Raw genomic sequence first — 13,046 nt, forward strand, 5'->3', positions numbered from 1 at the left:
GACACCTGTATAAATAACCGGTAACTGTCAGATCAGGTCTGAGCTAATACAGGTAAAAGGTTCTGTGTGAGTTCAGCTTCTCGCTGATAGTCTGCATGCCTATTGCCATACAATTTACTTATTATGCATAAGGTTATCTAAAACCAGTACTATTCCATCTTCTGAATTATTCTCACCGATTGACTGTCCCCCGGTAGCAGTGAAACGTGATTGTTTATTAGCATGCAGGCTACCATGCCTTTTGTGATTATTTAACCATTTCACTGTTTGTTGAATGCATTCTTTGCGTGCATTGTTCGCAGAAGAGTTTTCCAACAAGTTTTTAAGCTCATTGATAAGCCCTTCGACCGTTATCTCTTTACCTTCAGAAACGAGATTCACAGCGACTTCCCCAAGAAGTGTTTGCTGCATTGTTTCTTTAAATTCGTTCAATTTTTTCTCCTATCCCCTGACTCAATTCGATGATCACATTACAAACCATCAAAAAAACATAAATTTTTCATAGCCTTAAAAAATTCGTATATTCAGACTTAGAATTTGCCATTCACCTGGTAGGAGGCAGTCAAAACCCACTAAAGAACGCTCCATCAATAACATACTGTAAAGCTTATCGAAAATCACAATTGTTGTATCAAAGATGACATTTTAACGGATGTTTCGCTATCATGGCAAAAGGAAAGTTCCTAACTTTTACAACAGAGTTTTTCAGAACCATTTTAAGCCATTGACATAGTAACGAATATAATTGTAAAACATTGACATTAATTTATTCTGAAGTTTTCATCCTTACTGTAAAAATCAAAAAAATTAAATAGCATGTAGTTACATAAAACAGATCAGCATCAGGGCTGGTGAAAAACGGAGCCTAATCGACAGGGATGTCTTTTTTCCTCACTAACTAATTGAAATGAATTAATATTTAACAACCAGCTTCGGCGAAACCGATTTCCAATCATTTGTTTTCTGTACTCTCTCTGTCAGGGGCATTTAACGATAGCGTGACATGTTGGTATGTGAAAATGAATGAGCCTCACTTTTTTTGCCTTGCTTAATTGTTTCCCTGTACTAACCTTTCAAATGACATCTTGTTTTCCCTCCTATTGCTCTTCTTTTTTTAATATACCCGCATGTCAGTGCGGGTTTTTTTCATAAAAACATCAAGCAACGCTACGAAATCTTGTCTGAGACCACCACTTGCAATCAGACCAAAGTTCATCCATTAGCCTGGTCTATGCTTTCTTCTTCCAGACAAAATTCAACATACTTTCAAGCACATAAAATAATTCATCTGTGATCATTAAAACCGATAATCGAGTGTTTCAGCTCAAGAGCGGCGGTAGGCGCCTGGGGTTTGTTATTGAAAACATCCGCTGATGTTTCACCTGATTTTGGTACGAAGTAACAATTGCATACGGGACAAAAAACTATCACTCAGGATAACTTGCCGGGCAGTTGCGATGAAAAGAGACTACGCTGACTGTAGAGTTCAATGAAATCACTAAGTAGAGGATGTACATGGAAAATCAAGAAAATCGTTGTCCTACGCGGGGTATCAACCATATTGGACTGACAGTGCCTGACCTGGATCAGGCAACAGATTTTTTGAGGAATGCGCTAGATGCAAGATTTGTTTATGACGGGCTTACAACCAATGATGCTCCCAGAAAAGGGTCTGATACCGAGAGACAGTTGGGACTAAGTTCAGGCACGATGATTATCAAACAGAGATTGTTGAGAATTGGAAATGGTCCTAACCTGGAAATATTCGAAATCGTTAGTGAAAAACAATCACGCCCTGTAGGTTTGCAGGATGTAGGCTGGAATCATATTTCATTTTACGTAGACGACATCAATTATGCTGTTCAAAAGGTCAAAGCAGCGGGAGGAGAGTTTCTTTCAGAAATACACGGGAACTCACGCCATGAAGATACCGAAGGAAATGCCAGCGTATACTTCTTTGCTCCCTGGGGTAGTCTGATTGAATTGCAGTCTATACCTAACGGGTATTACTACCCGAAAGAAAATGAAGCAGAAACATGGATCCCTGAATCGCAGTCTTCAGATTGAAAGGCATTCATCCGGATTTTTTACAAAAATCTTTAGTAAAATCCGGCCCTATTATTAAATCCGATGTGCTCAAGGGCACATCTTTATACGTTGAGTACCTCAGGTAGTAATATCTAATATACGCAAGATCTTAACAATTGCTGTAGTACAAAACTATAATCTTATCAACAGCTTGATTCAGATCGGTTATCATCAAATCATCCCAGCTATGCAACACTCTGTTGTAAAAAACCATTAGCATTACATCTGCTTTCATCTATCGATATCCGCCACCTCTTATAAAAAATGATCTCGCCTGAGGTATTGCTCGACGTGTCGAACTGGTCCCCGGATTAATCACCCATAAACCCAGTCCATCGTAAGTATCAGAATTGGCGTGGAAATTGCCGAAAATAACGTGGTCAAAAGCATGCTTGTCGCAGCCGGTCCGGTCAGAGCGTTAAACTGCTGCGACATAAGATACACGTTCACGCCCACCGCCATTGAGGCCAGCAGCACCACAACTTTACTCTCCAGCGGCGGCAGGCCCAGCAGCCAGGCCAGACCCCACACCACCAGCGGATGCACGACCAGCTTGATCGCGCTCAGTACACCGCCAATGGCCAGGCCGTCTTTAATGCGATAGCACGCCAGGCTCATACCCAGCGCCACCAGCGCCAGCGGCACGGCGATCTGGCCGAGCATGGATACAGGCTGGTCAATCATCTGCGGCAACGGCAGTCCGGTCAGGCTGAACAGCGTGCCGCTGAGGATGCCGATAATCAGCGGGTTGCGCAGCACGCTGGCTGCCGTTTTACCAAAGCCCTTTACGCTCAGCGAACCGTGCTTAAACCACTCCACCGAAACCGTTGCCAGCGTCCACAGCAGCAGACCGTTAAATACCAGCACCAGCGCCACCGCAGGAATGGCTTCGTCGCCGAGCATCACGCGTGCAATCGGCAGGCCGAGCAGAACGTTATTGGAGAAGATACCGCCCAGCGCAAACACCGAACCGGACACGCCATCAAGGTGGAACACCCGGCTGGCAATCACCCTGCCGAGAATAAACACCAGCAGGCAGCCGCCGAAGAACGCCAGCAGCAGGCGGGCATCCACCGGCGGGCCGCTGCTGAAATCGCACATCAGGCGGAACAGCATCGACGGCAGCGCCACGCGAAACACCAGCCGGTTCATCGCTTCGGTAATGCTTTCCGGCCAGCGCCGCCAGCGCACCAGCAGCCAGCCGAGGCCGATCAGCACAAACAGAGGGATCGCGATAAGAAACTGGTGCCACAGCGAGCTGCCGAACGCTAACATAAAAATCCTTGATGAAGGTTAGATCAGCCGCGCTGCCCGCAGTTCACTTTTCAGATAGGCGTAGTACACCGGTGCCGCCACCACGCCCGCCAGCCCGAAGGCAGATTCAAACACCAGCATCGCCAGCAGGATTTCCCAGGTTTTGGCGCTGATGCGGGTGCCGAAAATACGCGCGTTGATAAAGTACTCCAGCTTGTGGATCAGGATCAGATAGACCAGCGCAATCAGCGCCGCCTCAAGCGAGATGGAAAGCCCGATCAGCACGATCACCGTATTGGAAATCAGGTTGCCAATAATCGGCAGCAGCCCGGCAATAAAGGTCAGCACCACCACGGTTTTGGCGAACGGCAGGTGCAGGCCGAACAGCGGCAGGATGCCAAACAGGAAGCCGCAGGTCAGCACGGTATTCACCAGCGAGACTTTGATCTGCGCGAACACCACATTATGGAAGGAGTCAGCCAGGGTACGCAGGCGGTCGAGCATCGCCTCTTTCAGCGGCGCGTCGTCGCTGCGGAGCTTGCTGTTGCGCAGAGAGATAATTGCGCCGAGCAGCATGCCGATCAGCATAGTTGCAAAGGTGTGGGCGGCGCTGCGGCCAAAGGTCTGTACCACCACCAGATGCTCGCGCAGCCAGGTGATCACCTTGTGCTGAAGTTCATCGATGTCCGCAGGCAGGTAGCGGGTGACCACCGGCGACAGGGTATGTTGAGCATCCTCAAGGATTTTGGTAGCAGTGGCGTGAAACATCGCCGGGTTCTGGAAGTCGTGCAGCAGAAAGCTAATCAGTTTGGTAATGCCGGTAACCAGTCCGAGGATAATCACCATGCTGAGGAATAAGATACTGATCCAGCGGGCAATCGGTCCTTTCACCAGACGTTCAATGTACGGGGTCATCGCCAGAATGATTTCATAGACGATGAACCCGGCCAGAAAACACGGCAGCAGCCGCAGAGGAAAAATGGCAAACAGCGCGATAAAAATCAGCCCATAGCTAACGGTCTGGCACCACTGCGTTTTTATGGCATGACGAATTTCCATGACGTACCCTGTCTGAAAGAAGAAAAGTAATGCGAATTCAGACAGTATACTATGCCATCACGCTATGGTGCTGAATTAACGACGATGTGCCAGGCTTCTTACCAGTCGGTCACCGGTCATTTGCACAACCTGCACCAGCGCAATCAGCACCACCACGGTGGCAATCATCACCGGCTGGTTAAACCGCTGATAGCCGTAGCGAATCGCCAGATCGCCCAGCCCGCCGCCGCCGATCACCCCGGCCAGTGAAGAGAAACCTATCAGCATCACCACCGTCAGCGTCACGCCGGCCAGCAGCGCGGGCAGCGCCTCCGGCAGCAGTACCTTGCTGACCACGTGCCAGTCGTTGCCGCCCATGGAGAGCATCGCCTCAATGCGCCCTTTCGCCACTTCATCCAGCGCGCTTTCTACAATACGGGCGAAAAACGGCACCGCGCCGATGGTGATCGGTACAATCGCCGCGCTGCTGCCGAGCGTAGTGCCGACAATAAAGCGGGTTGTCGGGATCAGCGCAATCAGCAGCACCAGAAACGGCAGCGAACGGCCAACGTTAACTATCGCCCCTAAGACCGCATTCACACGCGGCAGCGGCAGAATGCTATCGCGACGGCTGATAAACAGCAGCACGCCCAGCGGCAGTCCAATCACCAGGGTAAACAGCCCGGAAAAACCGACCATATACAGCGTTTCCAGGGTTGCCTGTAGCATCAGCTGCCACAGGTCTTCAAGACTCAGGCTACCGCGCACAGTGGACCTCCTTCAATGCCGTGGCGTTGCAGGAAGCGGCGTTCGCTCTCCGCATCGTGCAGTAGTGCGTTTCGCAGTAAAGAATCCTGCTGCCGCAGCAGCGTGCTCAGCGCCCCGCTCTCCCGTAGTCGCCCACGCTCCAGCAGCGCGGCATGATCGCAGATGGATTTCACCACCTCCAGCTGGTGGGTGATCATCACAATCGTCAGGCCAAACTGCTGATTAATTTGCTGCAACAACGCCAGCACCGAGGCGGTGGTTTCCGAGTCCAGCGCGCTGGTGGCTTCATCGCACAGCAGGTAATCGGGCCGGGCCGCCAGCGCGCGGGCGATCCCCACACGCTGCTGCTGCCCGCCGGAAAGCTGTGACGGCCAGGCGGTCGCTTTTTCACTTAACCCCACCAGCTCGAGCAGTTCGTTCACCCGCTGCTGGCGCTGCGGGCGTTTCACCCCGGCGATCTCAAGCGGCACCGCGACGTTATCGGCCACGGTTCGCGAATGCAGCAGGTTGAAGTGCTGAAAAATCATCCCGCTGCGCTGACGCTGCTGCCGGAGTGCGCGCGGCGTCAGCGCGGTGATATCCTGGTCGTCGATCAGCACGCGCCCGGACGTTGGCCTTTCCAGTAAATTAAGACAGCGGATCAGCGTACTTTTTCCCGCACCGCTGCGGCCAAGAATGCCGTAGATTGCCCCATCAGGGATAACCAGTGACACATCATCCAGTGCCGGGGGTTGCCCCCCGGCGTAAATTTTACTGACCTGCTCCAGGCGAATCATTTTATTTACCCGCTACCGGGATCACCGATCCGCGATAGTTCTGCTGAATAAAATCGGCCACCTCTTTTGACTCCAGGTCCTTCGCCAGCTGGCGAATACGCGGGTCATCAGCCAGTTTTGGCGTGGTCGCCAGAATGTTGGCATACGGGTTGTTAGTAGCGCTTTCCAGGCCCAGCGCATCTTTCGATGGCGTCAGCCCCGCTTCCAGCGCGTAGTTGCCGTTGATCACCGCCAGGTCAACGTCATCCAGCGCGCGTGGGATCTGCGGCGATTCCACTTCCAGAATCTTCAGCTTCTTCGGGTTTTCGGCGATATCTTTCGGCGTCGCCTGATCCTTCGACGGATCGTTATAGCCCGCTTTCAGTTTGATCAGCCCCTGTGCCTGCAACAGATACAGCGCACGGCTCAGGTTAGTGGTGTTATTCGGTACGGCGATGGTTGCGCCTTCCTTCACATCCTTCAGGCTTTTCACCTTGCGGGAATAGATGCCCAGCGGTTCGATATGCACCGTGGCGGCCACGGTGAATTTCTGGCCCAGCGCTTTTTCCTGATCGCGCAGATACGGCACGTGCTGGAAATAGTTGGCATCCACATCACCGTGTGCCAGCAGTTCGTTGGCGTTCACGCCGCTGCTCAGCTCGATAATTTTGAGATCCAGCGACGGATCGAGTTTTTTCACAAAGTTGAGGATCTCGGCGTGCGGCACCGGATCGGCAGCCACGCGCAGCGGTTCGGCAGCGTTAACACTGAAAGCCATCGCCACGGATAAGGCAATCCCTGAGAATGATAAAGCGGCAAAACGTTTGTTCATTGTTGTTCCTTAAATCAGGCTGTGTGTTGAGGTTGTTGTTGTAATAATTCGTTGTACCAGCGCTGCGCCACATCGGGATGGGAACGCAGACGCCCTTTCAGGTAGTTCCAGCCCACGTCGCGCAGCAGCGGGTTGAGCGGGTCGCTGGCCGGGCCGAGCGCCAGGCGGGCGAGGGGTTCCGGCAGATTGAACACCGGCACCACCGCATCGAGCTGCGCGCCGAGGAAGAAGGCGATCGACAGGCGATCCTGATCCGCAGGCGGTGCGACCACGCGGTGCACCGTGGCACGCAGATAGCCGTTGCTGGCCAGCTCCAGCAGTTCACCAATGTTCACCACAAAGGCACCGTTCAGCGGCAGGGCATCTACCCACTGGTCAGGAGCCACTTCCACCTGCAAACCGCGCTGCTGATCCTGCAACAGGAAGCTGAGGAAGCCGGAGTCTTTGTGCGCGCCCACGCCCTGGCTCGACGTTTCCGCCGTCTGGCCCGGGTAGCGAATCAGTTTGATATGTTCGTTTGGTTTATCGCCGTACAGGGAATCGAAGGCGTCGGGAGCCAGTTCCAGAGCACGGGCAAAGGCACGCAGCAGGCGCAGCGACATAGTGGTCATCGCTTTTTGCCATGCCAGCAGCACCGGTTTCAGCTCCGGCAGCGCTTCCGGCCACAGGTTCGGCCCCTGCAGGCGTTTCCAGCCTGCGTCGCCGCTATCCAGCGGCAGCGGCTCGCGTTCCGCTCCGACGTCGAACTGCTCGCGCCAGTCCGGCTGGCTGCGCGTCAGTTCGGAACCCGCGCGGTTGTAGCCGCGAAAATGCGGCGAGTGGATCATCGCCACCTGCTGCTTGTCCGCCTCCGACAGCGCAAAGAAGCGGCGGGAAAGCTGCTGCACCTGTGCCGACAGCTCCTCATCAATGCCGTGGTTGATCAGATAAAAGAAGCCGACGTCGCGGGCGGAACGGCCCAGCTTGTCGAGGAAGGCCTGTTGCTGCTCGGCGGTGCCGTCCAGCTGCGACAGGTCAAGGATCGGTAACGATGTAATCTGGCTCATGAAAATTCTCTGCGTCGGGTTATGAAGCGTTTTTTATTTGTTGATTGCTGACCAGCGCAGCAACCTGCAGCTGGCCGGGGGTAATGTCATGGTTAAACAGGCCGGTGGAGAGATAGCTCAGGCCGCTGTCCGCCAGCACCACCACGATACGTTTGCCGTGATTTTCAGGCCGCAGCGCCACCGCACGAGCGGCATGCAGTACGCCACCGGCGGATTCGCCGATCAGAATGCCGTCGCTGACCGCCACTTCGCGGGCGGCGGCAGTTGCCTGCCAGTGCTCCACCGGGAAAGCCTCATCGACGATGCTGCGGTCGAGGGTTGGCGGAACTCGCTCCGGCAGCACCTCGCTGAAGGCGTGCACGCCGGTTAATTCACGCTGCTCAGGGCGATCTGCGGTCGGAATAGAATGCGGACCGGGCTCAACGGCAATCACCTGAATCGCCGGATTGTGCTGCTTCAGATAGCGGCCGATGCCGGACACCGTGCCGCCGGTGCCCACCGCGGCGATAACGATATCCACCTGCCCTTCGGTCTGCTGCCAGATTTCCGGACCGGTGGTGCGATAGTGCGCCGCCGGGTTGGCCGGGTTTTCCAGCTGGGCGGTATGAAAGACGTTGGGCTGGCGATTAATCACGTTTTCCCCCAGCCAGCGTGAGGCGGCAACAAAATCGCCGTCGCTCTGTTCCAGCACCTCGGTAAAGCCCTCGATCTGGCTAAAGGGGATTACTTCCGCCCCCAGCGCACGCAGGATCTGGAAGCGCTCTTCGCTCAGCTTGTCGTGCAGATAGACGCGGAACGGATAGCCTTTCGCTGCGGCTATTGCCGCCAGCCCGATACCGGTGTTACCGCTGGTCGAGTCGGCGATGGTATCGCCCGGCTTAAGCCTGCCGCTGCGTTCGGCCTCTTCGATCATCGACAGCGCGATACGATCTTTCACGCTGTGGTTAGGGTTGAAATACTCCAGCTTGGCGAGGATCTCCGCAGGCAGTTCAAACTGCTGACGAAAGCGCGACAGTCGCAGCAGCGGCGTGTTGCCCACCAGCTCGGTAATGGAATTATTAATGGTCATTATCAGCATCCTCGGTCACTTCAGTGGCTTCAGCACCCAGCAGCGCAAGCGCTTTCGATCGCAGCGCGATCAGGCGAGGATCGTTGCGGCGGCGTGGGTACGGCAGATCGACATGAATAGTTTCAATAATTCGCGCCGGGCGCGGGCTGAAGACCACCACCCGGTTCGCCATCAGCAGAGCTTCCTCAACATCGTGAGTCACCATCAGCGCGGTAAAGCGCTGTTCGCGCCACAGCTCCACCAGCTCGTGCTGCATACGAATGCGGGTCAGCGAATCCAGCTTGCCCAGCGGCTCATCCAGAATCAGCAGTCGCGGATGGTTGACCAGCGCGCGAGCCAGCGCGGCGCGCTGCGCCATACCGCCCGACAGCTGATGCGGCCAGGCGTTGGCAAACTGGCTCAGGCCCACTTTTTCCAGCGTCTGGTCGATGCGTTCACGCCCTTCCGGCGTCAGCTTGCCCTGCGTTTGCAGGCCGATGGCGACGTTGCGCCATACCCGGCGCCATGGATAGAGGGTCGGGTCCTGAAACACCACCACCCGGCTGGGATGCGGCGCGGTCAGCGGCTGCCGATCTTCAAAGATCTCGCCCTGAGTTGGATGATCCAGGCCCGCCACCAGCCGCAGGAGGGTTGATTTCCCGCAGCCGGACGGCCCCAGCAGCGCAACGAATTCCCCCGCATCAACCTTCAGAGACACATTGTCTAAAACCGCCAGGTTCTGCCCGTCGAGATGAAAAGCATGGCTGACCTGATTGATGGTTAATTCAAGCCCGAAGGCCGTATCCAGTTGTTCTGCCAGTGACATCGGTTCACCTCATTTATCCGTAATACGCTGACTATTCCGTTTTTTTTACCGCGCGTGAAATATCAATAGTGGCAAAGGTTTACAGCCCGGTGGATAACGCGAATTCGCAATTGAAAATGAGGGATTGTTATTTTGGCGATGTAAAAAAAATTGCCATAGTGCGGACATAATTCAGTCAACAGGGATAACAAGCATGACGATTTCACGTGGGATTTCACGGCGTAGTTTTATTCAGACTCTGGGTGTGGTGGGTGCAGGACTGGTGGCGGCACCGGCGTTACCGGTGTGGGCGGCGGGTGAAGACACCAGCAAGTTAACCACCGTTAAGCTGGCCTGGGGCCAGACGGCGGTGTGTCAGTCGCCGATTTCAGTCGCACTGAAGCAGGGGTTCTTTAAAAAGTACGGTCTGAACGTTGAGCCGGTGAACTTTAGCGGACCGACGGATGCCCTGCTGCAGGCGATTGCCACCGGTCAGGCGGATGGCGGTATTGGTATGGCGCTGCGCTGGCTGAAACCGCTGGAACAGGGCTTTGATGTCGATCTGACCGTCGGGACGCACGGCGGCTGTATGCGCCTGCTAACCAGCAAAGACAGCGGCATTAAAAGCGTGCGCGATCTGGTAGGGAAAAACGTGGCGGTGACCGATCAGGCCAGCCCGCTGCGTAACTTCTTTGCCATTCAGCTGGCAAAACTCGGCATCGATCCCGACACCCAGGTGAACTGGGTGCAGTACCCGGCCGACCTGTTCGGCGAGGCGCTGCGCAAGGGCGAAGTGCAGGCGCTGGCGGCGGACGATCCTCAGGGCTGGCTGATTAAAAAGCATGACGGCCTGATTGAAGTGGATAACAACCTGAACGGTGAATATCACAACCTCGCCTGCTGCGTGCTGGGGCTGCGCGGTTCGCTGGTACGTGAACAGCCGGAGGTGGCGCGAGCCATTACCCAGGCGATTATCGACGCGCAGCAGTGGACGGCGGATCACCCGGCAGAAACCGCGAAGATCTTCGCGCCGTTCGTGCCGGGCAACGTTTCCCCGGATGATATCGCCGCCATGCTGCGCGAACATACCCACAACCATCACTCCACCGGCGAACAGCTGCGCAAGGAAGTGGTGACCTATCTGAACGAGCTGAAAACCATCAAGGTGATCCGCGAAGATACCGACGCACAGCGCTTCGCAGCTCACTATGTGCCTGACGTGCTGCCTGCTGCTCCGGCGCACCAGCATTCAGCATAAGGAGGAAGTATGTCCAGTGAAACCCTGACGCCACCGCGGACAGCCAGCCGCTCCGCATCGGTCCGGCTTAACCCGGCGCTGATCCTGGCGGTTTTTGCCTGGTGGGGTCTGGTGGCACTGATGATTTACTGGCCGGATAAGCCGGTGGGGTTCGCCCCACCGCGTTTTGTTGCTGAAACGCACCGGGTATTTTTCATCCTTGCTGCCGCACTGACGTTGATCGTGCTGTTCGGTCGCCTGCTGGCTATCCCCAAGCTTCTCGCTCCGTTGCAGCGCGGCGGGCGCTGGCTGGTGGCGCTGGCGATCCTGATCGGTATCTGGGAGGCGGCAACCGCCAAGCTGGCCCTGCTGCCTGCCCCGTTCTTCGCGCCGCCGCGTGCACTGGTTGAAGCCTGGGCCACGGACTGGTTCCGCCTGGGCGACAGCGTGCTGAATTCGCTGCGCCTGCTGGCCCTGGGCTTTATTTTTGGCAGCATCACCGGCTTTATTACCGGGGTGGCCATCGGCTGGTCGCGAGGCCTGGGCTACTGGGTGCATCCGCTGCTGCGCTTCCTCGGCCCGGTGCCGTCGACCGCGCTGCTGCCGCTGTCGCTGTACTTTTTCCCGTCCAGCTTCTCCGCTGCCGTATTCCTGATCGCGCTGGCCACCTGGTTCCCGGTGACGGTACTGACCTGGTCGGGCGTCGCCAGCGTTGACCAGCGCTACTACGATGTGGCGCGCACGCTGGGAGCCAACACACTGTTTCTGGTGCTGCGCGTGGCGGTGCCGGCATCGCTGCCACAGGTGTTTGTCGGGCTGTTTATGGGGCTGGGCGCATCGTTCTCGGTGCTGGTGGCGGCCGAAATGATGGGGGTGAAGTCGGGACTGGGCTGGTATTTACAGTGGGCTCAGGGCTGGGCGGCCTATGCCAATATGTACGGGGCGCTGATTGTGATGGCCCTGCTGTTCTCGTCGCTGATTAGCCTGCTGTTTGCCATTCGCGATCGTTCACTGGCTTGGCAGCGCGGAACGGTGAAGTGGTAGGACATTAACACTGCCGGCGGTGGAGCGGAATTCCGCTCCGCCTGCCAGCAATAACACTATCAGGCGTGAGCAGCGATCTGAACCTGGCGGCGCCATGCGCCCGGTGACTGACCAAACTGACGTTTGAAGCTGCGGTTAAACGACTGCTGCGAATCAAAACCAAAACTGATAGCGACATCCAGAATCGGCTCACCGCCCCTGGCGAGGCGTTCAGCGGATTTTTTCAGGCGACGTTCACGAATATACTCACCCAGCGCATAACCGGTATGCTGCTTAAACATCCGCTGTAAGTGCCACTTCGAATAGCCCGCGCGATCGGCAACGGTATCTAAATCCATCTTCCCTTCAATATGGGTATCGATCCATTTTACAAGATCGTTAATAAAATCATCATGGCTCATCGGTCTTCCCCTGATGTTGTTAAATTTGGTGTTGTTATCAACCTGATGTGCCCCGACCTGATTCTCGCTGAGAGTAAAAGGCAACTATGATGAGTGCACTTAACAACGGTAAGACAACGCCGATTTTAATGCAAGTTTTATTGTTGCATTAAATGCTGTTTAAATCGTAATTCATCCATTATTAGCGACTACAGACGGGCAAAACTTAAATCATAAACGTCATTAACCCGCAGCGATACCGGCCTGCGGGAGGGAATTTTTAAGAGGAAAAATCAGGAGGCGCAGCGCGCTTCGGTGTCGGTCCAGTCTCGCTGCATAATTTCACGCAGCGCATCGGCAACGGTACGCCGGGCCAGCACGTCAAGGGACGCCTGCTCAGCCTCTTTCGCCAGCTCTTTAAAAAAGCGGCAGGCGTTAGCGCTGACCACGCAGCGCGCCGGGACTTCCGGTCGGCTGGCCATCAGCGGCTTATCATTGGTCACCGAGGTGTAGATTTCACACAGGGTAATCTGCTCTGCCGGGCGACCAAGACGAATGGTGCCACAACGGCCCAGCGTGGAAACAATAATACCGTCGCGAGTCAGCGGCACCATCAGTTTACGTACGAAACTCGGGTTGGCGTCGAGGCCATCGGCGAGAATCTTGCTGGTGCAGCGCTTATCCTCGCTATCCGCCTTGGCAATGCAGAGCACCATTTGCAGGGCGGTAGGAAAACGATTATCAAGCATGA

At 55.2% G+C, this 13,046-nt stretch carries 14 protein-coding genes; 3 read left to right on the forward strand and 11 right to left on the reverse strand.

Annotation, left to right across the window (positions count from 1 at the left end):
* Positions 1–114 precede the first annotated feature (114 nt).
* The gene (locus IBT46_RS18760; protein ID WP_146114153.1) at positions 115–432 is read right to left on the reverse strand and encodes a hypothetical protein; all 318 of its coding nucleotides are present in this window, start codon (positions 430–432) and stop codon (positions 115–117) included.
* Positions 433–1,515: 1,083 nt separating this feature from the next.
* Between IBT46_RS18760 and IBT46_RS18765 the strand changes: the two genes are divergently transcribed.
* Complete coding sequence (locus IBT46_RS18765) at positions 1,516–2,067, forward strand: VOC family protein (RefSeq protein ID WP_105593748.1); 552 nt, start codon at positions 1,516–1,518, stop codon at positions 2,065–2,067.
* A gap of 336 nt (positions 2,068–2,403) precedes the next feature.
* On the opposite strand, the gene IBT46_RS18770 is transcribed toward IBT46_RS18765, so the two are convergent.
* The 8 genes from IBT46_RS18770 to IBT46_RS18805 all read right to left on the reverse strand — a co-directional run bounded on the left by IBT46_RS18770 (position 2,404) and on the right by IBT46_RS18805 (position 9,655).
* On the reverse strand, positions 2,404–3,363 hold the full coding sequence (locus tag IBT46_RS18770) for an AEC family transporter (RefSeq protein ID WP_200546889.1): 960 nt from the start codon (positions 3,361–3,363) through the stop codon (positions 2,404–2,406).
* A gap of 18 nt (positions 3,364–3,381) precedes the next feature.
* The gene (locus IBT46_RS18775; protein ID WP_105593746.1) at positions 3,382–4,401 is read right to left on the reverse strand and encodes an AI-2E family transporter; all 1,020 of its coding nucleotides are present in this window, start codon (positions 4,399–4,401) and stop codon (positions 3,382–3,384) included.
* 75 nt (positions 4,402–4,476) lie between these two features.
* On the reverse strand, positions 4,477–5,136 hold the full coding sequence (locus IBT46_RS18780; RefSeq protein WP_200546997.1) for a methionine ABC transporter permease: 660 nt from the start codon (positions 5,134–5,136) through the stop codon (positions 4,477–4,479).
* On the reverse strand, positions 5,133–5,924 hold the full coding sequence (locus tag IBT46_RS18785) for a methionine ABC transporter ATP-binding protein (protein WP_200546890.1): 792 nt from the start codon (positions 5,922–5,924) through the stop codon (positions 5,133–5,135). The genes IBT46_RS18780 and IBT46_RS18785 overlap by 4 nt, the downstream gene beginning before the upstream one ends.
* 1 nt (position 5,925) lies before the next feature.
* A complete protein-coding gene (locus IBT46_RS18790) occupies positions 5,926–6,681 on the reverse strand; it encodes a MetQ/NlpA family ABC transporter substrate-binding protein (protein WP_370569501.1) in 756 nt (251 codons plus the stop codon).
* A 68-nt stretch (positions 6,682–6,749) separates the two neighbouring features.
* Positions 6,750–7,781 (reverse strand): isopenicillin N synthase family oxygenase, encoded by a 1,032-nt coding sequence (locus IBT46_RS18795; protein ID WP_200546891.1) that lies wholly within the window; start codon positions 7,779–7,781, stop codon positions 6,750–6,752.
* A 19-nt stretch (positions 7,782–7,800) separates the two neighbouring features.
* Complete coding sequence (locus tag IBT46_RS18800; RefSeq protein ID WP_200546892.1) at positions 7,801–8,850, reverse strand: PLP-dependent cysteine synthase family protein; 1,050 nt, start codon at positions 8,848–8,850, stop codon at positions 7,801–7,803.
* Entirely contained in the window at positions 8,840–9,655 is an 816-nt protein-coding gene (locus IBT46_RS18805) for an ABC transporter ATP-binding protein (RefSeq protein ID WP_200546893.1), read from the reverse strand. The genes IBT46_RS18800 and IBT46_RS18805 overlap by 11 nt, the downstream gene beginning before the upstream one ends.
* Positions 9,656–9,848: 193 nt before the next feature.
* Here IBT46_RS18805 and IBT46_RS18810 point away from each other — a divergent pair, with 193 nt between their 5' ends.
* Positions 9,849–10,892, forward strand: coding sequence for an ABC transporter substrate-binding protein (locus IBT46_RS18810; protein ID WP_200546894.1), 1,044 nt, complete (start codon positions 9,849–9,851; stop codon positions 10,890–10,892).
* Between the two features lie 9 nt (positions 10,893–10,901).
* A complete protein-coding gene (locus IBT46_RS18815; RefSeq protein ID WP_200546895.1) occupies positions 10,902–11,915 on the forward strand; it encodes an ABC transporter permease in 1,014 nt (337 codons plus the stop codon).
* A 59-nt stretch (positions 11,916–11,974) separates the two neighbouring features.
* Here the strand turns inward: IBT46_RS18815 and IBT46_RS18820 are convergent, their stop codons facing one another.
* Positions 11,975–12,316 (reverse strand): helix-turn-helix domain-containing protein, encoded by a 342-nt coding sequence (locus IBT46_RS18820; RefSeq protein WP_105593739.1) that lies wholly within the window; start codon positions 12,314–12,316, stop codon positions 11,975–11,977.
* A 272-nt stretch (positions 12,317–12,588) separates the two neighbouring features.
* Positions 12,589–13,044 (reverse strand): Rrf2 family transcriptional regulator, encoded by a 456-nt coding sequence (locus IBT46_RS18825; protein WP_105593738.1) that lies wholly within the window; start codon positions 13,042–13,044, stop codon positions 12,589–12,591.
* Between the last annotated feature and the right edge of the window lie 2 nt (positions 13,045–13,046).

The organism is Erwinia sp. S38 (genome assembly GCF_016624545.1).
Lineage (GTDB): Bacteria > Pseudomonadota > Gammaproteobacteria > Enterobacterales > Enterobacteriaceae > Erwinia > Erwinia coffeiphila.